Consider the following 24,067-nt stretch of genomic DNA (forward strand, 5'->3'; position numbering starts at 1 on the left):
AGCGGCTCATCGACTCGACCGGGTTTCCGCTTTCGCGGGAACGGCAAAGATCAAACCTTGAATTGCGCAACTATGTCGTTCAAGCTGCCCGCAATGCTGCGCAGGTCATTGGCATTTTCAGCCACTGCCTCACTTGCGTGTGCGGTTTGCTCAGACATTTGAGTAATCCCCTCCATCGAATTTGCTACCGCTTTTGCGGCCGCGTCCTGTTCTCTCACGGCTCGTCCAATCTCATTGATATGGCTGTTGATAACACCGGCCCCCGCTGCGAGGCTGGTAAGGATGGCATCTGCTTTCTGTGAAAGTTCGAGACAGGTGGCGACAAGCGCCACGTTTTCATCCATGGAAGTGCAAGTGTTGCCGATGTCTTGCTGTATCTCCGCAACCATCACCGAAATATCCTGTGTGGATTTTCCAGTCTGTTCAGCGAGCTTTCTGACTTCATCTGCGACCACGGCAAAGCCGCGACCTTGCTCCCCGGCCCTGGCCGCTTCGATTGCGGCGTTGAGCGCCAGCAGGTTCGTCTGATCCGCAATCCCCTTGATCGTTTCCACTATCCTGTTAATTTGTGAAGAACGCTCCGACAGGGACTGGACAAGCACTGCGGTTTGTCCGGTGTTCTGAGTCAGTCGCTCCATGCTCTGCTGGACTTCGCCAATCGCCGCAGACCCCTGCATGGCAGCATCGCGATTTTTCACCGAAATTTCGTCGCTGCTTCTTGCAGAATCTGCCACCGAGGTAATTGATACCGATAGCTGCTCGATTGCCGCAGCGATTGCCGTACTCTTTTCCGATTGCTGCGCTATCGAGTCACTGATGCTCCACGATCCCGAGGCAACGGCCTCGGCACTGGCTTTAACACTGCCACTGCTCTCCCTTACGGAGAGCAGCGCTGCCCGCATTTTCCGGAGGAGATCATGGAATGCCCTGGCGATGCGCCCGATTTCATCGAAGGATTTTACGCCGGTTGACATTGTAAAGTCCTTGTTCTGCGTGATGATGACCATGGCCGATTCAAGCGCCGACACCGGAGTGGCAATGGAGCGGATAATCCACAGGCTGAGCAGCACGCCAAGGCCGACCAGAATAATGATCAGGGTGATGATGAAATTTCGGGTAAAGGCGTAGGATTCCTTCTGCTCGAGAATCTCAATAGCCGTCTCTTTTGCCAGAAGCGTGGATAACTCATCTGCCGCGTCGAGCGCATCTTTAACCTTGGGATTCATCTCCTTCAACAGAATGAGCGTACCCTGCTCATAGTCGCCCTCCCCAACCGCCTTGACTACTTTCTGAAGGCCATTCGCAACAAGCTCCTCCCGTGCCGCTTTGAGTTTCCGGAATGATTTTTCCTCACCCTCAATAAAACCATGCTTTGCATATTTTTCGAATGCTTGATCGATTTTTTTCTTGTTCTCGGCGATTCTATCCAGATGAAACCCGATCTGATGATCGTGCAGGCTCGATGCCGCCATGGCCGGATTGTGCTGCAACACCAACAAGGCCTGGGCTCTGTCATCCTGGATAACAGTTCGAATATCTCCCATAATTTGTACGGGAGCAAGATGATCGGCAGCCAGTGCATCTGAAAAGTCGCTGCCTTTTTTCAGTGAAAGCAAGAGGCTCACACTGATGACAACAAGAGCGAAGAGAAAAACTCCCGCCAACAAAATCAGCTTCTGTTTAATTGATAGTTTCAAAACCACTCCCCCTAAAAAAACCAGGAGCACACGAGTACATAGCCCGTGGCCCGCTATATGAACTGCTGAAAGCGCTACCTGCAAATTCTAACCCAGGAAAATTTTATTTATGCTCCGCTAACATAAAAAATTTGGCACACCTGCATGGATTAACCTTTTGAGCTCCTGCCCTCGTGCAAACCGGCTATCCGGTTTGGGTCGAAATCGACTCATCGCAATCGCAAACCTCCTCTACAAAAGCGGATCCCCACGGCAACGAATCCAGAGCGTCGGATACCTTCGCCCCTCTCGATAAAAATACCTGAAACTGCTTATTCAAATATTTCGTCGATTTGGTTATCTTGAGCAGTAGCGTTTAGGCTCGCATGTTTCACCGGAAGCGCCGCTCTTGCCGTTTAATTACCTGAACATTCCGAACCATGCTTGCCATTTAATGAACCTTTACGAGGAGGCCATGATGAAATGCAATGTCGGCGGGATCGATCGTACGGGACGCATCGTTATCGGAGTAGTGCTGCTCGCTGTCGGATTGGCTGCTCCCATCGAAATGACCTGGCGCATAGTGGCGCTGGTTGTTGCGGCCATAGCGCTGGTAACCGCAATCGTGCGCTTCTGCCCTGCAAACGCAGCTTTCGGGATCAACACCTGTGAAGGCGAGGAGAAGAAGTAGGAACGAGCCAAAGACTCATGCTTGCTTGCAGCGTGCCAGAGGAAGACCAGCAAGTCGGAGGAAGCTGGGAACCCCCGTTAAATTGAAGAAGCGCCCTAGACCGGATTATCCTGATCGAAGAAGCGATGCTCCAGGCCGAAGCGCGCGGACAGGTGTTCGCCCAGCGCCTGGATGCCTAGCCGCTCGGTGGCGTGGTGTCCGGCGGCGATGTAGGCCACGCCGCTCTCCTGCGCGAGATGGAAGCTCTGCTCGGAAGCCTCGCCGCTGACGAAGACGTCCGCGTCCTGCGCGATGGCCGCCTCGAAGTAGCCCTGCCCCCCGCCGCTGCACCATGCCACCTTGCGGACGCTCACAGCATCGTCGCCGATGACCTGCGGGATGCGCTGCAGCGCCTGCCCGATCCGCGTGGCGAATTTTGCAAGCGTCTGCAGGGACGCCAGCTCGCCGATGTACGCGATACCCTGCTCGCCAAACCGGCCCTGTTCCACGATCCCGAGCAGCCTGCCGAGCCGTGCGTTGTTGCCCAGCTCCGGATGCGCATCAAGCGGCAGGTGGTAGGCCAGCAGGCTCACGTCGTTGCGCAGCAGCTGGGCGAGGCGGCGCTTTTTGATGCCTGTGATCGCGGCCTCCTCGCCGCGCCAGAAGTAGCCGTGGTGCACGAGGATCGCGTCCGCACCCCACGCGACCGCCGCATCCAGCACCTGCTGCGAGGCAGTCACGCCGGTGGCGATGCGCCGCACTTCCGCGCGCCCTTCCACCTGCAGACCGTTCGGGCAGTAGTCCTTGAACAGGGCGGTTTGCAGCAGGCTTGCGTTATAATCGCGCAATTCATTGAGCAGCATGACTTTCCTTCGACATGAAACAGGCGCGTCCATCATACCATGCGTAAATACTGGCTTTTCTTCACCCAGGCGGTCACCATCGTGCTGGCGCTGCTGTTCATCGTTCAGACGCTCAAGCCGGAGCTGCTGCCGAGCGCGGCGCGTAGCGGAGTGGTCACGCTGCTGGAAAGCGCGCCGCAGGCGACGGATGGCAAACCCACCGCGGGCGTGAGCGCCGCCGCGCAGAAGGCCATGCCCAGCGTCGTGAACATTTTCACCAGCACGGTCATCAAGACGCCGCTCCATCCCTTCATGGACGACCCGCGCTTCCGCTTCTTCTTCGGCGACCCGCGCGAGATGGAGCCGCAGAGCAGCTCCAGCCTGGGCTCCGGCGTGATCGTCAGCCCCGACGGCTACATCCTGACCAACCACCATGTCGTGGAAGCGGCCGACGAGATCGAGGTCGCGCTGGCGGACGGCCGCAAGACCAGGGCGCATGTGATCGGCTCGGACCCGGAGACCGACATCGCCGTCATCAAGGTCGAACTTCCCGGCAAGCTTCCCGCGATCACCTTCGGCCACCCGGAGCGCGCGCAGGTGGGCGACATCGTGGTCGCCATCGGTAACCCGTTCGGCGTGGGGCAGACCGTCACGATGGGCATCATCAGCGCACTCAAGCGCAACCATCTGGGACTGAGCACCTTCGAGAATTTCATCCAGACCGACGCCGCGATCAATCCCGGCAACTCGGGTGGAGCGCTGGTGGATGTGAACGGCAACCTGATCGGCATCAACAGCGCGATCTATTCGCCGAACGGCGGCTCGCTCGGCATCGGTTTCGCCATCCCCGCGAGCATCGCCAAGAAGACCATGGAGCAGATCATCCAGACCGGTTCCGTGACGCGCGGCTGGATCGGCGCGGGGGTGCAGGAACTGACTCCAGAGCTGGCCGAATCCTTCCGGCTCGGCAACACCAGGGGCGTGCTGATCACCGAAGTCATCCGCAACAGCCCGGCGGATCAGGCCGGCGTCAAGGCCGGCGATCTGCTGGTTGCGATAGACGATACCGCCATCGTCGACTGGAACACCATGCTGGAAACGGTGGCCAATCTGCCGCCCGGCAAGATGGTCACGGCCAGATTGATGCGCAACGGCGCGGCGATGAATCTGCCGGTGAAGATCGGCAAGCGGCCAAAACCCAGGCCACAGGAGGAGTGATGCCCGTCAGGGCTGGGCTTCTTCTGCCCTGCCCTTGCTGCCTACCCACGAGGCGACCACGATGCCCGCCTCGTAGAGCAGCCACAGCGGAATCGCCAGCATGAATTGCGACACCACGTCCGGCGGGGTGAAAATCGCGCCGACAATGAATGCGCCGACGATCACGTAGGAGCGGACTTCCCTGAGCTTCTCGACGCTGACCACTCCCATGCGTACCAGCAGCACGACCGCGACCGGCACCTGGAAGGTGACCCCGAATGCCACGAACATGCCGAGTACGAAGCTGAGGTATTTATCGATGTCGGTCATCACCGCCACGCCCTGCGGCGCCGCCCCGACCACGAAACCGAATATCACCGGAAACACCGCGAAGTAGGCGAACGCCATGCCGCAGAAGAACAGCAGCGTGCTGGCGACGATGAGCGGCACAACCAGGCGCCTCTCGTGCTCATACAGGCCGGGGGCGACGAAGCGCCACATCTGGTAGAGGATGTAAGGCAGCGCGATCAGCAAGGCGGCCATCATCGCAACCTTGAGCGGCACGAAGAACGGCGTGGTGACATCGGTGGCGATCATCTGCCCGCCCCTGGGCAGCTTCGCCAGCATCGGCTGCGCCAGCAGGGCGTAGAGGTCGGAAGCCCACGGAAACAGGCAGATGAACACCAGCAGCAGAACCACGGTGACGTTCAGCAGGCGCTTGCGCAATTCGATCAGGTGCGCGATGAAGCTTTCACTGGTGCCCATCAAACCGGCTTGCCTGGGGTGGTGGAGGATTGTGCGGCAGGAGGCTCAGTCTCATCGGACTCGTCGGTGGTTTTGCCCATCTGGGCATCCAGAACTTTCTGCTCGATCGCCATCCTGGCTTCCAGTGTGGCTTGCTCGATGGCGGTGATTTCCTTGCCGATGGTGCTGCGCAACTGTTTGGCTTCTTCGATCGCCATGTCGTTGGCGATGTCGCTCTTGACGCTGTGCACGTAACGCTGCATCCGCCCCCACAGGTGCCCCGCCGTGCGCGCCACTTTCGGCAGCCGCTCCGGCCCGATGACGAGGAGCGCCACCAGCAGGATGACCACCAGTTCGGAGAACGCGAAGTCAAACATTCGTGTTTGACTTGTCCTTTGCCTGCGTCTTCGACGTCACTTCGCCTTCGATGACCTTGCCGCCCTGCCCGTCCTGTTGCGCCTGCTTGGGCTCGTCATCGCGCACACCTTCCTTGAAATTCTTCACTGCGCCGCCCAGGTCGCTGCCGATGTTGCGCAGCTTCTTGGTGCCGAATATCAAGACGACGACCAGCAATACGATCAGCCAATGCCAAATGCTAAATCCACCCATCATGTTCTCCTCAAAAATTGACCGTCAGCTTTGCATAACCATTCGACCAAGGCAGCAAAAAACGCTGCCTTAGTCGCTGGTTAACTGCGCCGCACCATGGGCGGGATGCTGCCGCCGCCGATAATATGGATGTGCAGGTGAAACACTTCCTGCCCGCCGCCCTTGCCGGTGTTGATCACGGTGCGGAAACCGTTTTCCAGGCCCTGCTCCTTCGCCAGCCTCGGAGCCAGCACCAGCATCCTGCCCAGCAGGGCGGCGTGACCGTATTCGGCCTCCGCCAACGAAGCCAGGTGCAGCTTCGGAACCAGCATGAAATGCACCGGCGCGACCGGGTTGATGTCGTGAAACGCCAGCACCTCGTCGTCTTCGTACACCTTGCGGCAGGGAATCTCGCCGCGCGCTATCCTGCAAAAAATACAGTCGCTCATGCTCAGTCCTTCTTCCGGCTTTCCTTCTCGGCGATGCCAGACAGGCCCTCGCGGCGGGCCAGTTCGTTCAGCACATCGTCCGCGCTCAGGCCATGTTTGGCCAGCAGCACCATACAATGAAACCACAAATCGGCGGTTTCATACACCAAGTGGGTCCGGTCGCCCCCCTTGCTGGCCAGAATCATCTCAGTGGCCTCCTCGCCGATCTTCTTCAGGATGGCATCCTCGCCCTTGCTGAACAACCTGGCGACATAGGAACTCTCCGGCGACGCCTGCTTGCGCGCCTCCAGCGTTTCCGTCAGCCGCTGCAAAATATCCTGGTTCATGTTTTCCGTGCTCATTTCTTGTAAATCTCATCGGGAGATTTCAGCACCGCGTCTGTTTCCACCCACCGGCCTTTTTCCAGATGACTGAAGAAACAGCTCTCGCGCCCGGTATGACAGGCGATGCCGCCCTGTTGTTCAATCTGCAGCAGGATCGCGTCGCCGTCACAGTCCATACGGATATCCTTCACCCGCTGGACATGCCCGGATTCTTCGCCCTTGTGCCACAATTTTTTGCGCGAGCGCGACCAGTACACCGCCTCGCCCTTCTGCCAGGTCAGCTTCAATGCCTCGCGGTTCATCCACGCCACCATCAGCACCCGCCCGGTCGCCGCATCCTGCGCAATGGCCGCCACCAGCCCGTCTGCGGACCAGTTCACCTTGTTCAGCCACGCCTCGCTCATAACCGCACCTCCGACACGTTACTGGCGCAGCCAGCCGTTTGCGGGATAACCAGCCACTTGCCAGCTTGCTGGCTTAGTGGAATGGCTAGTAGTTCCATCAGGAGGTGCGATGCGGTTATTGGCTCCGGCATCACGCGCTGTGCGCATGAGCCTGCACCGCAACTGCGTTGTCCCGCACCCGTCGCTTTCGCGCACCGTGTCATAACCGCACCTCGATTCCCTGTTGCGCCATGAACTCCTTGGCCTGCTGCACGGTATATTCGCCGAAGTGGAAGATGCTCGCCGCGAGCACCGCGTCCGCCCCGCCGAGTTTCACGCCATCGGCCAGGTGCTGCAGGTTGCCCACGCCGCCGCTGGCGATCACCGGTATTTCCAGTGCGTCGGTCACCGCGCGCGTCAGCGCGAGATCGAAGCCGTTCTTCTGCCCATCCCGGTCCATGCTGGTCAGCAGAATTTCCCCCGCACCCAAGCCCTGCATTTTTTTCGCCCACTCCACGACATCCAGACCAGTGGCCTTGCGCCCACCGTGAGTAAACACTTCCCATCGATTAGCGCCCACCTGCTTGGCATCGATCGCCACCACGATGCACTGCGAACCATAGCGCCCCGCGGCATCCGCAACCAGTTGCGGATTGAGCACCGCGGAGGTGTTGATGCTGACCTTGTCCGCTCCGGCATTCAGCAGGTTGCGCACGTCGCCGACCTCGCGCACCCCGCCGCCAACGGTCAGGGGGATGAACACCTGCGAGGCGACGTCTTCGATGATGCGGAAGATGATGCCCCGGTCGTCCGAACTCGCGGTGATGTCGAGGAAAGTCAGCTCGTCCGCGCCCTGCTCGTCGTAGCGGCGCGCGATCTCCACCGGATCTCCGGCGTCGCGCAGTTCGACGAAGCTCACGCCCTTGACCACGCGCCCCGCCGTCACATCGAGACAGGGAATGATACGCTTCGCCAGCATGAATTACTGCTTCGCTCCGGTCAGTTCGTCGGCCAGCGCCTGCGCCGCGCGGAAATCCAGCGTACCTTCATAGATTGCGCGGCCGGTGATCGCGCCGGTGATACCCTCGGACTGCACCGCGCACAGGGCGCGCACATCGTCGAGGTTGGTGATGCCGCCGCTGGCGATCACCGGCACATGCAGCGGGCCGGCGAGCCCGACGGTGGCCGGGATATTCACGCCGGAGAGCATGCCATCGCGCCCGATGTCGGTGTAAATGATCGCTTCCACGCCGTAGCCCTCGAAGCGCTGCGCCAGGTCCGCCACGTCGTGCCCGGTGAGCTTCGACCAGCCGTCCACCGCCACCTTGCCGCCCTTGGCATCCAGCCCGACCATGATGTGGCCGGGAAAGGCGTCGCAGGCCTCGTGCAGGAAGCCCGGCACCTTGACCGCGGCCGTGCCGATGATGACGTAGCTCACGCCGATGTCGAGGTAACGCTCGATGGTTTCCAGGTCGCGGATGCCGCCGCCCAGTTGCACCGGCACGTCGCTGTCGCCCATCGCCTCGATGATGCTGCGCACCGCGGCCTCGTTCTTCGGCTTGCCGGCGAACGCGCCGTTCAGGTCCACCAGGTGTAAACGGCGCGCGCCCTGCTCCAGCCAGTGCCGCGCCATCGCGGCGGGATCTTCGGAAAACACCGTGGCGTCTTCCATCACGCCCTGTTTGAGGCGCACACAATGACCGTCTTTCAAATCAATCGCGGGAATAATCAGCATGGTTTCACTAATCAAACAAAAAAGTTAATCAAAAAACAACGACCGGTAATCTGCGGACGCAAGCCTTTACCCCGGCTGCCACTCCACGAAATTCTTCAACAACTGCAACCCGTCGCGCGCACTCTTTTCCGGGTGGAATTGCACCGCAAACAGGTTGTCCCGCGCCACCGCGCAGACAAATGGTTGCGGATAGTCACTGGCCGCCTGCACCAGTTCCGCATCCCTCGGGCATACATAATAGCTGTGCACGAAGTAGAAGCGCACATCCTGCGGGATGCCAGCCCACAGCGCATGGTCGCCGTGATGCACGCGGTTCCAGCCCATGTGCGGCACCTTGAGGCGGTTGCCCTGCGCATCCTTCAGGTCGGAAGCGAAGCGCACGACCTCGCCGTGCAGCACGCCCAGTCCCGCCACGTTGCCCTCGGTACTGTGCTCGAAGAGCATTTGCAGGCCGATGCAGATGCCGAGGAAAGGCTTGTCGCGCGCGGCCTGCAGCACGGCATCGCGCAGGCCGCGCGTATCCATCTCGCGCATGCAGTCCGGCATCGCGCCCTGGCCGGGGAACACCACGCGCCCGGCGTTTGCGATCACCTGCGCATCATCGGTCACGGCAATTCCGGCGCCGGGCGCCACCTTGCGCAGGGCCTGTTCGACCGAGCGCAGGTTGCCCATCCCGTAATCTACAACGGCGACATCTACCATTTCAACCTATAGCGTTCCCTTGGTGGAAGGCATCACGCCGGCCATGCGCGGATCGAACTCCAGCGCCATGCGCAGGGCGCGGCCGAAAGCCTTGAAGAGGGTCTCGGCCTGGTGGTGGGCATTGCTGCCCGCGAGGTTGTCGAGATGCAGCGTGACCAGCGCGTGATTGACGAAGCCCTGGAAGAACTCGTTGACCAGGTCCACCTCGAACTCGCCGATGCTGCCGCGCACGAAGTCGCAGTTGAACACCAGGCCGGGGCGGCCGGAGATGTCCACCACCGCGCGCGAAAGCGCCTCGTCCAGCGGTACGTAGGCATGGCCGTAGCGGCGCAGCCCCTTCTTGTCGCCGATTGCCTGGTTGAATGCCTGGCCGAGCGTGATGCCGATGTCTTCCACCGTGTGGTGCGCATCGATATGCAGATCGCCCTTGGCGAGGACCTCAATGTCCAGCAGCCCATGCCGTGCGATCTGGTCGAGCATGTGCTCGAGGAACGGCAAGCCGGTATCGAATTTGGCCTGGCCGCTGCCGTCCAGGTTCAGCTCGACGACGATCTGGGTTTCCAGGGTGTTGCGTGAAACTTTCGCGCTACGCATGATTTTCGCCTTGTGCGATTTGTTTAAGGGTGTCCTGCAATGCAACCATGAACTTCGCATTCTCCTCCGGTGTGCCGACCGTCACGCGCAGGCAGTCGTTCAGCATCGGGTGTCCGCCGTGCAGGTTTTTGATCAGCACGCTGCGCCGCTTCAGGCCGTCGAACACCTGCGCGGCGTTCGCCACACGGAACAGCAGGAAGTTCGCCTCGCTGGGATAAACCCGCACCTCGGCGATCCCGCCCAACTGCCGGTACAGCTCAGCGCGCGCCAGCTTGATCTGCTCCGCCTGCTGCAACAGCACCTCGTGATGCTCCAGTAATTTTTCGGCGACCAATTGCGGCAAAACGCCGACATTATACGGCAAGCGCAGTTTTTCCAGCTGTCCGAGCCATGCCGCATCGCCCGCCAGAAAGCCCAGGCGCAGCCCCGCCATGCCGAGCTTGGAGAAGGTGCGCATCACCAGCAGATTCGGATAGCGCGCGAGGCGCGGGATGAAGCTGTCGGCGGCAAAGGCATAGTAGGCCTCGTCCACCACCACCAGGCCGGGCGCCGCCTCGATGATCCGCGCCACGGCATCCGCCGGAAACAGGTTGCCGGTGGGATTGTTCGGGTAGGCGAGGAAGACCAGCGCGGGCCGTTCGCGCTCGATCGCATCGAGGATCGCCGGCAGGTCCAGCGAAAAATCCGCTGCCCGCAAGGGGACGCCCACATAACGCATCCCGGTGAAGGTTGCGATCATCTTGTACATCACGAACGACGGCTCCACGCCCAGCAGCGTTGCACCGGGCTTGTTCAGCGCCAGCGCCAGCAACTGGATCAGCTCGTCCGAACCGTTGCCGAGCAGCACCTCCATGCCGCCCGGCAAGCCGAGCAGGGCGCGGATTTTCTCCTTGAGTGAGGCAGCACCGGGATCGGGGTAGCGGTTGATGGCGGCGGAGGCGGTCGCATCGGCGATCTCACGGCACAGCTCGGGCGGCAAGGAATAGGGATTCTCCATCGCGTCCAGCTTGATATAGCCTGCGCTGTCCGGCACATGGTAAGCATGCAAATCAAGGATTTCGCGGCGCAGCAGGGCGCCGGCGAGAGAAGCAGCGGAGGGCATGAAATGAATCGCTCAATAAACGAGTGGCATCACGATGGCGCGCAGCTTATCACAAACTCCGGTGCAGATACGCATCGGGGCAGCCGTGATTATTGCCGCTCCTCATTCTGATGTAGTAAGCTGCCGTTACGTCGAGAACCCCGCTTAACCGAACGAAACAGATGCCTCCAAGCCCCCATAATCCACCGGCCAGCCCGTCCCCCGACAAACTGCAGGGCTTCATCGCCAATTTGCCGGGAATGGCCTGCCAGGTTGAATTGCAGGAAGACGGCTCCTTCACCTTCCCCTATGTCAGCGAAGGCTGTCAGGCGCTGTTCGGCTTCCCGCCGCATGAGCTGCAGAACGATGCCTCCAGTTTCCTGAGGCTCATCCATGCCGATGACACTCCCTCGCTGCTGGACTCCCTGAAAAAATCGGCGCAGACCCTGTGCTTCTGGAACTGGGAGGGACGCATAACCCTGCCGGACGGCGAGACCAAGTGGATCAGCCTGGGCGCCACGCCACAGAGCATGCCGAACGGCCTGCCGCGCTGGGAAGGCATCATCCTCGACACCACGCAGAGCAAGCTCGGCGAACTCGAAGTCAAGCGGGTGCAGCATCAGCTGCTGGAACTCTCCTCGCACATCCAGGATGCCAAGGAACAGGAACGGCTGCGCATCGCGCGCGAGGTGCACGACGAGATCGGCAGCCTGCTCACCGCGATGAAGATGGACCTGTCCTGGCTAATCCAGCGCCTCCCCAAGGACACCCCCAAACTCACCGAAAAGGCCAAGACCATAGAGGAACTGGTCAACCGCGCGATCAACTCGGCAAGCCATCTGGCGCACCGGCTGCGCCCCGGCTTCCTCGACTGTTTCGGCATCATCGCCGCGATCGAGATCGAGGCGCAGGAGTTCAGCAAACGCAGCGGCATCCCCTGCACCATCGTCAAATCGCAGGACAACATCGAACTGCCCGAGGCGTATTCGATCACCCTGTTCCGCATCTGCCAGGAGGCGCTGAACAACATCCTGAAGCACGCCCACGCCAAACATGTGCAGATCGAGATCGTCAAGGGCACCGACCATCTCGAGCTGATCCTCTCCGACGACGGGGTAGGATTCAGCGAGGCGGCGCGCAACAAGCCGCGCTCCTTCGGCCTGCGCGGCGTCCAGGAGCGCGTCGCGCACCTCGGCGGCACGGTCAAGATCGCCAGCACGCTGGGCGTGGGCACGCAGATCGCCATCTTCGTCCCGCTCATGGAAGAAACCCCGCAGCAGGCGCTTTTCGGGGATGCGTCGATATGATCAACATCCTCGTGGTGGACGATCACGCCCTGATCCGCAAAGGCCTGAAGATGCTGCTCGAAGAGGGCCCGGACTTCCACATCGCCGGCGAGGCGGAGACCGGACAGCAGGCCATCAGCATGGCGCGCAAGCAGCATTTCGACCTGATCCTGCTGGACATCTCCCTGTCGGACAAGCACGGCATCGACGTGCTCAAGCAGCTCAAGACCGAGCAGCCGGACGTCAAGATCATCGTGCTGAGCATGTACCCCGAAGAGCAATACGGCGTGCGCGCGCTCAAGGCGGGCGCGATGGGCTACATCAACAAGCAGAGCGCCCCGGAGAAACTGGTCGGCGCGATCCAGCAGGTCATCGGCGGCAAGAAATACATCAGCGCGCCGCTGGCCGAGCAGCTGCTGAGCAACCTGATCGGCGAGTCGCAGGAGGCGATGCACCAGAATCTCTCCAACCGCGAATACCAGACGCTCTGCCTGATGGCTTCCGGCAAGTCGCTCACCGAAATCTCCGAGATCATGGCGCTCAGCCCCAAGACGGTGAGCGTCTACCGCGCGCGCATGCTGGAGAAGATGGGCTTCAAGAACAACGCCGAGGCGGTCCACTACGCCATCGCGCACAACCTGGTGGAAGCCAAGAAGTGACAGGCCATGAATAAGCACAACCCCTCCGAACTTGCCCGCGAAACGCTGAAAACGCTCGCGGCGCGCAAGATGCAGCCGACGCCGGACAACTACGCGAAGATTTACGCCGAAATCGGCGGCATCCCCGCCGAAGAGGAGCGCGGCGCGGAAAAAGTCCTGCGCGGCATTGCCGACCGCCTCGCGCAAGCGCCCAAATCTGCGCCTACCGCCCTGGTATTGAACAAGGTGATCGGGGCCGAGGACTGGGACCAGTGCCTCAGGGAAATCGAAAAGCTCCTGCCCAAGCCGGGCGGAGAAACCACCCAGTCGTGGTCCGAGCTGATCCGCGATTTGCTGCGCCAACTGGAAACTCCCCATAAAGGCCTGACCCTCACGCGCAAGAAGGAAGGCCTGGAAACCGTGTTGAAGCGCTTTGCCGCAAACCCGGAAGTACTGTTCGACAAGCTGAACGGGCTGATGCGTTCCTGGGCGGAATCCCCGGTTGCGCCCGGCACCGAAGTTGAAGCCGAACCGTCTGCGGCGCTTGCCGCGAGCGGCATGACGCCGGTCGCACTCCCCGGTATCCCGGCCGCACCGCATATCCCCGGCGAGGAGGCGGGTATGCCCGCCCGGCTCGCGGAGTTGCTGGCACAGACGCTGGAAAGCTTTCTGGGCATGCTGCCGGAGTTGGCGCAGGAGGTGCGAGCCCTTGTCCAGCAGGCGCGCAACATCAGGACGCACGAGCAAGTCGCCGTCTTTGCCAAGCAACAGCGCCAATTCCTGATAAGGGTCGAGTTGCGCGCCGAGGACAAAGCCAAGGTGCACGAAGGCCTGATCCGCCTGCTGCGCCTACTCGTGGAAAACATCGGCGAAATGGTCGAGGACGAAGAATGGCTGCACGGGCAAATCGCCATCCTCCAGGAAATCATCGCGAAGCCCGTCGACCGGCGCGCCATTGCCGATGCCGAGCGCGGCCTGCGCGACGCCATCATCAAACAGGGCCTGCTCAAGCAGAGCCTCAGCGAGGCCAAATCCACGCTCAAGACCCTGATGGCCAACTTCATCGACCGGCTCGGCGAAATCACCGCGAGCACCGGCGACTACCACCAGAAGATCGATGGCTACAGCAAGAAGATCAGCAAATCCAACAACATCACCGAACTGAGCCACCTGCTGGAAGACATCATGCAGGACACGCGCGTCATCCAGGCCAGCGCGCTGCGCTCGCACGAAGAGCTGGTCGGCACCCGCAAGCAGGTCCAGGAAGCCGAGGGCAAAATCAGGCAGCTGGAACAGGAGCTCGCGCAGGTCAGCGAACTGGTGCACCAGGACCAGCTCACCGGCGCGCTCAACCGGCGCGGCTTCGACGATGCGTTCGACCGCGAAGCCACGCGCGCCGACCGCAGCCACACGCCCGTCTGCATCGCACTGCTCGACATCGACAACTTCAAGCGGCTCAACGACACCATGGGTCACCAGGCCGGCGACCAAGCGCTGGTCCACCTGAGCCATGTCGTCAAGGAGGCGCTACGCCCCAGCGATTCGGTGGCGCGCTACGGCGGCGAGGAATTCATCATCATGCTGCCCGGCATCGGCATCGAGGAGGCGGCTGCAACCGTCGAACGCCTGCAGCGTGAGCTGACCAAGAAATTCTTCATGCACGGAAATGAACGCGTCCTGATCACCTTCAGCGCGGGCGTGGCGCTGCGCGGCCCGCAGGAACCCCAGGATGACGTCATCGGGCGCGCCGACAAGGCCATGTACCAGGCCAAGCATACCGGCAAGAACCGCGTGGTTGTGGCGGAGTAAATACGGAAACCAGGTCCGCCCCGCAGATTACTCAGATTTAAAAACCCTTGCCGGTGATGGGTGCACGCTTATGGTTACCTGACCCCCGTCAATGATTCCCTGTTTAATCTTGCGTAATCTGTGCAATCTGCGGACAGCTGCCTTTTCCGGTTTTATTCGACCCCCGTCATTTTGATTACCCCTTGGGATGAACATGGATAACGCCCACAGCGCCGATCATTGTTTCCACTGCGGCCTGCCCATACCCGCCGGGGCGGATTACCGCACGCGGCTGGACGGCGCGGAGCGGCGCTTCTGCTGTTTCGGCTGCCAGTCGGTGTGCAGCGCCATCTTCGAGGCCGGGCTGCAGGGTTACTACCAGCGCACCCCGGAAGGCGTGCTGCTCGGCCCGCCGCCCGAACCGCCCAGGGACATCGAGATCTACGACTTCGACGAGGTGCAGCAGGAGTTCGCCACCTGCTCCGGCGACACGCGCGACATCCACCTGCTCGTCGAGGGCATCCACTGCGCCGCGTGCGTGTGGCTAATCGAGCGCGGTTTGCAGCGCGTGCCCGGCGTGCTGTCGGCCAACGTCAACCTCGCCGCCAGGCGGCTGCACCTGCGCTGGGACAACCGCCGCAGCAAGCTCTCCGACGTGCTGCGCGCGCTCGCCAGAATCGGCTATTCCGCCGTGCCCTACGACCCGGAAAGCGCCGAGGGCATCATCAAGAAGGCCAACCGCGCGATGCTCTACCGGCTGTTCTTCGCCGGCTTCGCGATGATGAACATGCTGTGGGTTTCGATTGCGCTATACAGCGGCGCGAGCCGCGACGAGTTCCGCGAATTCTTCCACTGGATCGGCCTGATCCTCGCCACGCCGACCCTGCTGTATGCGGGCTACCCCTTCTATCGCGGCGCCATCGGCGGGCTGCGCGGCGGCCGCCTGACCATGGACCTGCCGATCGCCATCGGCCTCTCCGTCACCTACGCCTACTCGCTGTATGTCACGGTCAGCGGGAGCAAGACCGGCGAGGTGTATTTCGACACCGTCACCAACCTGATTTTCGTGATCCTGGTTGGCCGCTACCTGGAAGGCATGTTCCGCCATCAGGCGATTTCCGCGACCAAGCGACTGATGGAGCTGCAGCCGCGCGTCGCGATCGTGATGCGCGAGGGCGAGGAGCAGATGACGCCGATCCGCGGCGTGAAGCCCGGCGACCGGGTGCTGATCAAGCCCGGCTACAAGGTGCCGGTGGACGGCGTCGTGATCGAGGGGCACAGTTCGGTGGACGAATCCATGCTGAGCGGCGAATCCACGCCGGTGAGCAAATCGATTGGCGCGCAGGTCTCCGCCGGCACGTTGAACACCAGCGGCGCGCTGCTCGTCGAAGTGCGCACCCTGCTGCAGGACACGACGCTGGCGAAGATCATCCGCCTGGTCGAAGAGGCGCAATCCTCCAAGGCGCCGATCCAGCGCCTCGCCGACACCATCGTGCCGTGGTTCGTGCTGGTCACGCTGGTGTGCGCGGCACTGACCTTCTTCATCTGGAATACCAGGGATTTCGAGGTCGCGCTGATGGCGGCCACCTCGGTGCTGATCATTACCTGCCCCTGCGCGCTGGGCATGGCGACGCCGATGTCAATCGCGGTGGCCTCGGGCCTCGGTGCCAAGCACGGCATCCTGATCAAGAACGGGCTGGTGCTGGAAACCCTGTCCAGGGTGAACCATTTCGTGTTCGACAAGACCGGCACGCTGACCGAAGGCAGGATGGGCGTCGCAGAGCTGCATATCGCGCCCGGCGTGGCTAAGGAAGAGGTGCTGCGCCATGCGGCCGCGGTGGAACGCCTGAGCGAACACAGCGTAGCCAAGGCCATCGTCGCCGAGGCAGAGGCACAGCAGTTGAGTTATCGCGACATCGCCACGGTGGGCTTTCAGGCCACGGCGGGACTCGGTGTGGAAGCAATAGTAAACGGGAAGGCAGTCTTGCTCGGCAGCGCCGAATGGCTGAAGCGGCAAGGCATAACACTCGATGAAAAGCTGCAGGCGCAGGCACACGAGCTGGAAGCGCAGGCGATGAGCTGCGTGCATGCTGCGATCGGCGGCGCGCACTTGGCCGTGTTCGCGCTCGCGGACAGGCTGCGCGGCGATGCGCAGCAACTGGTGAATGAGCTGCGCGCGGCAGGCATCGCCATGACCCTGCTCTCCGGCGACCGCCGGCCGGTCGCCGAGGCGATCGCGCGGCAACTGGGCGGCATGGAAGTCATCGCCGAAGTGTTGCCGCAGGACAAGGACAGCGTGATCCGGCAACTGCAGCAGAAGGGCGCGATAGTCGCGATGGTCGGCGACGGCATCAACGACGCGCCCGCACTGATCCGCGCCGATGTCGGCATCGCGCTCGGCTCAGGCACCGACGTGTCGGTGGAGAGCGCCGACATCGTGCTGATGCACAACGAGCTGGACAAGGTGCGCCTCGCCACCCTGCTGTCGCGCCGCACCCTGCGCACCATCCGGCAGAACATCGGACTGTCCTTTGTCTACAATGCGATCATGGTGCCGCTGGCGATGCTGGCGAAGGTCACGCCGCTGGTCGCGGCGATCACCATGCCGATCAGCTCGCTGGTGGTGATCGGCAACGCGGCGCGCATCCGCACCCTTTTCAGGAAATCTTAGGAGCTGTCATGGATGTAATTTACAGTCTGATCCCCGGCATGATGTTCTTCGGCCTGGTCTTCCTCGTCGTGCTGATCTGGGCGGTGAAGAAGGGGCAGTACGAAGACATGGAAGGCAGCGCCAACCGCATCCTGCACGATGACGATGAGGACATGATGGACCACCCCGCCGCCAACAAAAAGAGCGGGGCAAACAAGGAAAAGGCCGAACCGGAGTAGCCGGAACCGCCCGCCTGCCTCGACCGCGCCCGTCGGGCCGCTGGACGAGCGCCGTGCACACCGTGCATACTTTGCGCCTTGTCCGGCCACTCGGCCAAGAAGCAGATTCAAATAAACGGCAACGGAGGAGTGAGGTTTGCCATGACGACCGCTACGCCGCGCAGAAAGCGCACCGTGAAGACCGCCCATACCGATGTCGAAAAAATCGGCCGGGCCACCGCGCGCTTGCACCACCTGCTGAAAGAGCTCGGCCATACCCGCAGCCTGGAAAAATCGGCCTCCACCATGCCGGACGCGCGCGACCGCCTTTCCTTCATCGACCAATCCATGCATGAAGCATCGGAAAAAACCATCAGCGCGGTAGAAACTTCATTGCCGTTGACCGGTGCGACGCGCGCCATTTGCAGCGACCTCTCGAACCGGCTGGCAGGTGCGGTGTTTGAAGAAAATACGATGCTGATCGAGGAGGCGATTACCAGGCTTGGCGAGATTGCCGCCGCAGAAGAGGCCATCTACCGCAGCCTGCTGCACATCATGGAAGCGCAGGAATTCCGCGACGTGGCCGGGCAAATGGTCAACAAGATCGTGGGAGCCGCCGTCGAAGTCGAGAGCATTCTGCTCGACATCCTCAAGGAATACGCGCCTGACACCAGGGATTCGCTGATCAGAACGGAAGGCCTGACCGCCGGCCCCGCCCACAAGCCGGACGACAGCGTCAGGGGACAGGACGAAGTGGACGATTTGCTTTCCTCGCTGGGGCTCTGACCCGGCGCCACCTTGCGGCAATCCTGCTTAAGCCTCCAGACGGAAGCTGAAGCAGATGCCGGACGCCAACTCTAGTTGAGCACTTCGCCGCTGCCCAGCAAGGGTTGCAGCAGCCTGCCGAAGTCCCGGGGCGGAACGTATTGCAGCACGGGTTTTTCCTTGCCACTCAGCGCGATGTCCAGGCCGTGTTGAGGATACAGCCAGTGCACCGCACCGCTTTCCTTTTCCCGGATGCGCTGGTTCGGCTGGCCGAAACGCTTGAGGAAGATTTCCTCCTCCACGCGCACCGACGGCATGTAGGTCAGGCCGCCTATCGGCAGCACGCGCATTCTGGCCACATCCTCCGTCGCCGGCGTAATTTTTTTGCCGCCGCCGGTCCCACTGATGCGCAGGCCGCGCTCGTACATGGCCTGCAATTCCGCCTCGGGAACGGCGATGTCGATGACGATCCGGGATTTCAATCCCGCCAGGGTGACCTGCTCGAAGAACATTTCCGCAACCAGCCGCCCATCCGGCGACTTGAACAGGCTGGACTTGGCCTCTTCGCGGAAGCGCTGCTCCGCCTCGCCAGCGGTGCTGGCGCCCAGCGTCAGGCCGAAGACGCGCGTCGTATCCGGCATGGGATGTTCGATGTTCCACGGCAGGTCGCCCTGCCCGACCGGCTTGTCCGGCATGAAAAACGAACCGATCAGGATCAGCACAGAAAGTGTGCCGATGCCCCAGTATATTTTGCGTTCCATGGTCATTTTTTGGGGGCTCGAAATTGTTGATGCATTATCTTCCTCGTGAAGAGCCTCATAAATTAATCCGGGCAGCACCGCACCAAAGCGCGGCGTACTATGGTCAATTGCCGAACATCGCGCGCAGACCGGGCAGGTCGAGCAGCTCGACGGAGCGCGCCCGGACCTTGATCAGGCCGCTCTCCTGGAACTGGGAAAATGTGCGGCTGACGGTTTCCAGCTTCAATCCAAGATAGCTGCCGATTTCCTGGCGCGACATGCGCAACTGGAAGTGGGTAGGCGAATAGCCGCGCGCCGCATAACGCTGCGACAGGTTGAGCAGAAAGGCGGCAAGGCGCTCTTCGGCGCGCATCGAGCCGAGCAGCAGCATGATGCCCTGGTCGCGCACGATTTCGCGGCTCATGATCTTGTGCAGGTGGCGCTGCAGGCTGGGCAGCTTGCGGCTCAAGGCCTCCAGCTTGTTGAACGGCAGCTCGCACACCTCGCTGTTCTCCATCGCCACCGCATCGCAGGTGTGGTGATCGGTGCAGATCGCGTCCAGGCCAATGATTTCGCCAGCCATCTGGAAGCCCGTCACCTGCTCGCGGCCATCCTCGTGAAGTATCTGCGTCTTGAACGAACCGCTGCGTATGGCGTATAGCGACTGGAACTTGTCGCCGCTGCGATAAAGGTAACTGCCGCGCGCGTAGCCGCGCTTGATATTGCTGATATCGTCCATCTGCTGCATTTCGCCGACGCTCAGGTCGACAGGCAGGCAAAGCTCGCGCAGATTGCAGTTGGAGCACGCTGTTTTGAGGCGCGAAGCCGGTCGTTGCACGTTAATTGCCTTAAAAAATGGGAAACAGGGAACAAATCATGGAGAACATCCTCTCACCCATCCACCATTTGCATTGTAAATACCTCGTAGATTTTGACATATATTTGATATATATCAAACCAATCCGGGGCGACTAACTGGCATAATTCATGGCATTTTGTAGGGGTATTTTATGGATGAGCCAGTCAATCAACTGGTAGTGGATCTGGAGTTGATCCGCAGGCTGGACAAGAACGGCCCGCGCTACACTTCCTATCCGACTGCAGACCGCTTCATTGAAGCATTCAACGCCGAAAGTTACAAGCAGTGGGTGGCAAAACGCGAGATCGGCGGCATCGCCCGTCCGCTGTCGCTGTATATCCACATCCCGTTCTGCAACACGCTGTGCTTCTACTGCGCCTGCAACAAGGTCATCACCAAGGACCGCAGCCAGTCGGCCGAATACGTGCGCTACCTGACCAAGGAGATGGCGATGCAGGCGGAACTGCTCGGGCCGGGACAGGTCGTCGAGCAGCTGCACTTCGGCGGCGGCACGCCGACCTTCATGAGCGACGACGAAATACGCCAATTGATGGCGGCGATCCGCCAGCACTTCAAGCTGGTGGAAGACGGCGAATACTCCATCGAAATCGACCCGCGCAAGGTGAGCGATGAGACCATCGCACTGCTCGGCAAGGAAGGCTTCAACCGCATCAGCATCGGCGTGCAGGATTTCGATGCCGAGGTGCAGCGCGCGGTGAACCGCATCCAGAGCGAGGAAGAGACCTTGGGCATCATCCGCGCCGCGCGCGCCAACGGCTTCAAGTCGGTCAGCATCGACCTGATCTACGGCCTGCCCAAGCAGACGCTGGAGGGCTTCGGCGTGACGCTGGACAAGATCATCGCCGCCAATCCGGATCGCCTGTCGATCTACAACTACGCGCACATGCCGTCCATCTTCAAGCCGCAGTGGCGCATCAATGAAGAGGACTTACCGGCCCCGCAGGTCAAGCTGGACATCCTCAGCATGGCGGTGAACAAGCTGACCGGCGCGGGTTATGTGTATATCGGCATGGACCACTTCGCCAAGCCGGAAGACGAGCTTGCGGTGGCGCAACGCCAGGGGCGGCTGCACCGCAACTTCCAAGGCTATTCGACCCATTCAGACTGCGACCTCGTTGCGCTGGGCGTCAGCGCCATCGGGAAAATCGGCCCGACCTACAGCCAGAACTACCGCGAACTGGAAGACTATTACGACGCGCTGAACCGGAACGAGTTGCCCATCATGCGCGGCCTGGAGTTGAACGCCGACGACCTGGTGCGCCGCGCGATCATCCAGGCGCTGATGTGCCATTTCGAGATTTCCAAGGAATCGTTCAACATCGCCTACCTGATCGACTTCGACCAGTACTTCGCCACCGAAATGGAAGAGCTGCGCGAATACGAGCGTGAAGGCCTGCTGGCTATTTCCCCACAGTGGATCGAGGTGACCCCCAAGGGGCGCATGCTGATCCGCAACATCTGCATGGTGTTCGACAAGTACCTGCGCACGCGCACTGAGCATGCGCGCTACTCCAAGGTAATCTAGAAAAATTGCTGCGGAAGGCGTCTGCGGCGTTGCGCGGTACTCGCAATCCTCATGTACCTTCAGTACATTCCGGTTGCTGCGTTGACCAGCGACTTGGCTGGCGTTTTTTGCCAGCTTAGTCGGATGGCCATGCAAAGCCCGGGCGCCTTGCATCCATCCCTCCTCGCGAATTTTTAGGCAGCTTTTTAACAGAAATGCAGGTCGGGCTATAGAGCCCGACCTGCAATCTCTCCGCTATAATCCCTCCCGTCTTTCATCCCAATCTTTCAGCGGAGGGAATAACATGAACAAGATCCTCAAGTACGGTTTGCTGGGCACAGGCGCAGTGATCGGTATCGCCGTGGCAGGTGTGACATACGTGGCGGCAACCTTCGACCCGAACGATTACAAGGACCAGATCATCAAGGCGGTGAAGGACAGCAAGCAGCGCGACCTGCGCCTCGACGGCAAGATCACGCTGTCGTTTTTCCCCAGCATCGGCGCGAATATCGGCAAGGTATCGCTGTCCGAATTCAAGAGCGACCAGCAGTTCGCCGCGATCGATTCGGCGCATGTCTCGCTCGCGCTGCTGCCGCTGTTCTCCGGGCAGGCGGTGGTGGACGAAGTGGCGGTGAGCGGCCTGCAGGCCACGCTGGTCAAGCGCAAGGACGGCACGACCAACATCGACGACCTGCTCGGCGCCAAAGAGGAGAAAACGGGTGAGGAAAAACAGGCCGGGAAGAAAGCCGACGCCAAGCAGCCGGTCAAGTTCGACATCGCCGCGGTCTCCATCGAGAAGACCAGCCTGACCTACCGCGACGAAGGCAGCGGCGCACAGTACGCCATCAAGAACCTCAACCTGCACACCGGGCGCATCGCTAACGGCGTGCCGGGCAAGATCGACCTCGCCGCCTCGGTGCAGGCCAACCAGCCCAAGCTGGACATCACGACGCAGCTCAAGACCACGCTGACCTTCGATCTGGACAAGCAGCAATACCGCCTGGAAGGGCTGGACCTGCAGGCAGGCGGCGCGGCGCTGGACATCAGCAACCTCAAGCTGAAAGCCAGTGGCGATGCCAGTGCGGACCTGAAGACGCAGGAGTTCGGCACAAGGAAATTTGCGCTGCAGGCAACGGGCACCAAGGCGAAGGACAACTTCGAGGCGGCGCTCGACGCACCCGCCCTGAGCCTCACCAGGGACAAGTTTTCCGGCGACAAGCTGACGCTGAACGCCAAACTGGACGGTGTTTCCGGCAACATCGCCGCCGCGCTCTCGCTGCCCGGCGTGGAAGGCAACGCGCAATCCTTCAAGGTCGGCGCGCTGACGCTGGCTCTCGACGTGAAACAGCCCGAGCAGGCGTTCAAGGTGAAGCTTTCCTCGCCGCTGTCGGGCAACTTCGAGGCGAAGCAATTCAACCTGTCCAACCTGGTCGTGGCGATGAACGCCACGGGCGATAAGCTGCCGGGCAAATCGATCAGCAGCGAGATGAAGGGCAGCGTGCAGGTCGATGCGGCGAAGGAAACCGTGCAGGCCAACCTCGCCGGCGGCCTGCTGCAGAGCCAGGTCAAGGCCAGGGTCGGCGTGAACGGCTTCGCCGATCCGGCGATCCACTTCGACGTGGATGTCGACCAGTTCGATGCCGATCTGTACCTGCCGAAGAAGCCGGCGGGCGAGAGCAAGGCCTCCGCACCCAAAGCCAGCGAACCCGAGCAGCCCATCGACCTGTCCGCCCTGCGCAAGCTCAAGCTGGACGGCAGCTTGCGCATCGGCGCGCTCAAGGTGGCGAACGTGAAATCCAGCAACGTGCGCCTCGACGTCAAGGCGCGCAACGGCCAGGTGAACGTCGCGCCGCTGTCCGCCAACCTGTACCAGGGCAGCATGAAGGGCAGCCTGAGTGTGAACGCACAGGCCACGCCGAGCATCGCCATCAACCAGATGCTGAGCGGCGTGAATGTCGCTGCGCTGACCAAGGATGCGGCGGATTTCGACACCCTCGAAGGCAAGGGCAACATCGGCATGAACCTCACCATGCAGGGCGCCACCGTCGGTGCGATGAAGAAGGCGCTCAACGGCACGATGTCGCTCAATCTTGCCGACGGCGCGATCCGGGGCATCAACATCGCCAAGAAGCTGCGCGACGCACAAGGCATGCTGGGCAAGGGCGGCGCAAGCGCGCAAACCCAGTCCGCCAACAAGGACGAGAAGACCGACTTCAGCGAGCTCAAGGCGAGCTTCAAGGTAAACAACGGCGTCGCGCACAACGACGACCTGTCGCTGAAATCGCCGCTGCTGCGCCTATCCGGCAACGGCGACATCAACATCGGCAACGACAGCATCGACTATGTTGCCAAGGCCACGCTCGCGAAGACGCTGGAAGGCCAGGGCGGCAAGGATGCCGTCGGCGGTATCACCGTCCCGGTGCGTGTCAGCGGCCCCTTCACCAACCTGAAGTACACCCTGGATTTCGGCGCGATGGTCGGCGAGGCCGCCAAGGAAAAAGTAAAGACCAAACTGCAGGACCAGCTCAAGGAAGGCCTCAAGGGCCTGTTCAGATGATTCACAAAACCCGTTCGTGCTGAGGTATCGAAGCATGAACGGTATGCCCGTGGAACT

Annotated in this window: 25 protein-coding genes; 10 read left to right on the plus strand and 15 right to left on the minus strand. The window is 61.3% G+C overall.

Translation table 11 applies throughout. From position 1 onward, the window contains the following. Positions 1–50: 50 nt before the first annotated feature. A complete protein-coding gene (locus tag ACRRNM_RS08235; protein WP_435627748.1) occupies positions 51–1,697 on the minus strand; it encodes a methyl-accepting chemotaxis protein in 1,647 nt (548 codons plus the stop codon). 454 nt (positions 1,698–2,151) lie between these two features. On the opposite strand from ACRRNM_RS08235, the gene ACRRNM_RS08240 reads away from it, so the two are divergent. Continuing rightward, positions 2,152–2,367 (plus strand): YgaP family membrane protein, encoded by a 216-nt coding sequence (locus ACRRNM_RS08240; protein ID WP_435627749.1) that lies wholly within the window; start codon positions 2,152–2,154, stop codon positions 2,365–2,367. 95 nt (positions 2,368–2,462) lie between these two features. On the opposite strand, the gene ACRRNM_RS08245 is transcribed toward ACRRNM_RS08240, so the two are convergent. Continuing rightward, complete coding sequence (locus tag ACRRNM_RS08245) at positions 2,463–3,209, minus strand: Nif3-like dinuclear metal center hexameric protein (RefSeq protein WP_435627750.1); 747 nt, start codon at positions 3,207–3,209, stop codon at positions 2,463–2,465. 39 nt (positions 3,210–3,248) lie between these two features. Between ACRRNM_RS08245 and ACRRNM_RS08250 the strand changes: the two genes are divergently transcribed. Next, a complete protein-coding gene (locus tag ACRRNM_RS08250) occupies positions 3,249–4,406 on the plus strand; it encodes a Do family serine endopeptidase (RefSeq protein ID WP_435627751.1) in 1,158 nt (385 codons plus the stop codon). 6 nt (positions 4,407–4,412) lie between these two features. Here the strand turns inward: ACRRNM_RS08250 and tatC are convergent, their stop codons facing one another. From tatC to hisC, 11 genes are all read right to left on the minus strand, one after another. Further along, entirely contained in the window at positions 4,413–5,150 is a 738-nt protein-coding gene (tatC, locus tag ACRRNM_RS08255) for a twin-arginine translocase subunit TatC (protein ID WP_435627752.1), read from the minus strand. Next, positions 5,150–5,506 carry a Sec-independent protein translocase protein TatB gene (gene tatB, locus ACRRNM_RS08260; protein WP_435627753.1) on the minus strand — a complete coding sequence of 119 codons (357 nt, stop codon included), beginning with the start codon at positions 5,504–5,506 and terminating at the stop codon, positions 5,150–5,152. The genes tatC and tatB overlap by 1 nt, the downstream gene beginning before the upstream one ends. Then, the gene (gene tatA, locus ACRRNM_RS08265) at positions 5,499–5,738 is read right to left on the minus strand and encodes a Sec-independent protein translocase subunit TatA (RefSeq protein ID WP_435628658.1); all 240 of its coding nucleotides are present in this window, start codon (positions 5,736–5,738) and stop codon (positions 5,499–5,501) included. The genes tatB and tatA overlap by 8 nt, the downstream gene beginning before the upstream one ends. A gap of 80 nt (positions 5,739–5,818) precedes the next feature. Beyond that, positions 5,819–6,166: a histidine triad nucleotide-binding protein gene (locus ACRRNM_RS08270; protein WP_435627754.1), complete on the minus strand. Its 348-nt coding sequence runs from the start codon at positions 6,164–6,166 to the stop codon at positions 5,819–5,821. A gap of 2 nt (positions 6,167–6,168) precedes the next feature. Then, positions 6,169–6,492, minus strand: coding sequence for a phosphoribosyl-ATP diphosphatase (locus ACRRNM_RS08275; RefSeq protein WP_435627755.1), 324 nt, complete (start codon positions 6,490–6,492; stop codon positions 6,169–6,171). Positions 6,493–6,503: 11 nt separating this feature from the next. Next, a complete protein-coding gene (gene hisI / locus ACRRNM_RS08280; protein WP_435627756.1) occupies positions 6,504–6,893 on the minus strand; it encodes a phosphoribosyl-AMP cyclohydrolase in 390 nt (129 codons plus the stop codon). Between the two features lie 199 nt (positions 6,894–7,092). After that, positions 7,093–7,851, minus strand: a complete 759-nt coding sequence (gene hisF, locus ACRRNM_RS08285) for an imidazole glycerol phosphate synthase subunit HisF (RefSeq protein WP_435627757.1) — start codon at positions 7,849–7,851, stop codon at positions 7,093–7,095. Between the two features lie 3 nt (positions 7,852–7,854). Then, a complete protein-coding gene (gene hisA / locus ACRRNM_RS08290; RefSeq protein ID WP_435627758.1) occupies positions 7,855–8,607 on the minus strand; it encodes a 1-(5-phosphoribosyl)-5-[(5-phosphoribosylamino)methylideneamino]imidazole-4-carboxamide isomerase in 753 nt (250 codons plus the stop codon). Positions 8,608–8,673: 66 nt separating this feature from the next. Then, positions 8,674–9,309: an imidazole glycerol phosphate synthase subunit HisH gene (gene hisH / locus ACRRNM_RS08295; RefSeq protein ID WP_435627759.1), complete on the minus strand. Its 636-nt coding sequence runs from the start codon at positions 9,307–9,309 to the stop codon at positions 8,674–8,676. Positions 9,310–9,315: 6 nt separating this feature from the next. Next, the gene (hisB, locus tag ACRRNM_RS08300; RefSeq protein WP_435627760.1) at positions 9,316–9,903 is read right to left on the minus strand and encodes an imidazoleglycerol-phosphate dehydratase HisB; all 588 of its coding nucleotides are present in this window, start codon (positions 9,901–9,903) and stop codon (positions 9,316–9,318) included. Beyond that, on the minus strand, positions 9,896–11,005 hold the full coding sequence (gene hisC, locus ACRRNM_RS08305; RefSeq protein ID WP_435627761.1) for a histidinol-phosphate transaminase: 1,110 nt from the start codon (positions 11,003–11,005) through the stop codon (positions 9,896–9,898). Before hisC ends, hisB begins: the two co-directional genes overlap by 8 nt. 161 nt (positions 11,006–11,166) lie before the next feature. On the opposite strand from hisC, the gene ACRRNM_RS08310 reads away from it, so the two are divergent. The 6 genes from ACRRNM_RS08310 (at position 11,167) to ACRRNM_RS08335 (ending at position 18,350) form a co-directional block, all read left to right on the plus strand. Then, on the plus strand, positions 11,167–12,291 hold the full coding sequence (locus ACRRNM_RS08310; protein WP_435627762.1) for a histidine kinase: 1,125 nt from the start codon (positions 11,167–11,169) through the stop codon (positions 12,289–12,291). After that, on the plus strand, positions 12,288–12,929 hold the full coding sequence (locus ACRRNM_RS08315; RefSeq protein ID WP_435627763.1) for a response regulator: 642 nt from the start codon (positions 12,288–12,290) through the stop codon (positions 12,927–12,929). The genes ACRRNM_RS08310 and ACRRNM_RS08315 overlap by 4 nt, the downstream gene beginning before the upstream one ends. Before the next feature lie 6 nt (positions 12,930–12,935). Further along, entirely contained in the window at positions 12,936–14,717 is a 1,782-nt protein-coding gene (locus ACRRNM_RS08320) for a diguanylate cyclase (protein ID WP_435627764.1), read from the plus strand. A gap of 193 nt (positions 14,718–14,910) precedes the next feature. Next, complete coding sequence (locus ACRRNM_RS08325; RefSeq protein WP_435627765.1) at positions 14,911–17,367, plus strand: heavy metal translocating P-type ATPase; 2,457 nt, start codon at positions 14,911–14,913, stop codon at positions 17,365–17,367. Between the two features lie 8 nt (positions 17,368–17,375). Beyond that, a complete protein-coding gene (ccoS, locus tag ACRRNM_RS08330; RefSeq protein ID WP_435627766.1) occupies positions 17,376–17,585 on the plus strand; it encodes a cbb3-type cytochrome oxidase assembly protein CcoS in 210 nt (69 codons plus the stop codon). 141 nt (positions 17,586–17,726) lie between these two features. Next, the gene (locus ACRRNM_RS08335; protein ID WP_435627767.1) at positions 17,727–18,350 is read left to right on the plus strand and encodes a protein phosphatase CheZ; all 624 of its coding nucleotides are present in this window, start codon (positions 17,727–17,729) and stop codon (positions 18,348–18,350) included. Between the two features lie 71 nt (positions 18,351–18,421). Here the strand turns inward: ACRRNM_RS08335 and ACRRNM_RS08340 are convergent, their stop codons facing one another. Both ACRRNM_RS08340 and fnr read right to left on the minus strand, forming a co-directional pair. After that, positions 18,422–19,090, minus strand: coding sequence for a hypothetical protein (locus ACRRNM_RS08340; RefSeq protein WP_435627768.1), 669 nt, complete (start codon positions 19,088–19,090; stop codon positions 18,422–18,424). Positions 19,091–19,193: 103 nt separating this feature from the next. After that, positions 19,194–19,907 carry a fumarate/nitrate reduction transcriptional regulator Fnr gene (gene fnr, locus ACRRNM_RS08345; RefSeq protein WP_435627769.1) on the minus strand — a complete coding sequence of 238 codons (714 nt, stop codon included), beginning with the start codon at positions 19,905–19,907 and terminating at the stop codon, positions 19,194–19,196. A gap of 172 nt (positions 19,908–20,079) precedes the next feature. Between fnr and hemN the strand changes: the two genes are divergently transcribed. Together hemN and ACRRNM_RS08355 are read left to right on the plus strand one after the other, a co-directional pair. After that, positions 20,080–21,474, plus strand: a complete 1,395-nt coding sequence (hemN, locus tag ACRRNM_RS08350) for an oxygen-independent coproporphyrinogen III oxidase (protein WP_435627770.1) — start codon at positions 20,080–20,082, stop codon at positions 21,472–21,474. A 283-nt stretch (positions 21,475–21,757) separates the two neighbouring features. Next, positions 21,758–24,010 carry an AsmA family protein gene (locus ACRRNM_RS08355; protein WP_435627771.1) on the plus strand — a complete coding sequence of 751 codons (2,253 nt, stop codon included), beginning with the start codon at positions 21,758–21,760 and terminating at the stop codon, positions 24,008–24,010. Positions 24,011–24,067: the final 57 nt, after the last annotated feature.

The organism is Ferrigenium straubiae (assembly GCF_051257895.1).
Taxonomy (GTDB): Bacteria; Pseudomonadota; Gammaproteobacteria; order Burkholderiales; family Gallionellaceae; genus Gallionella; species Gallionella straubiae.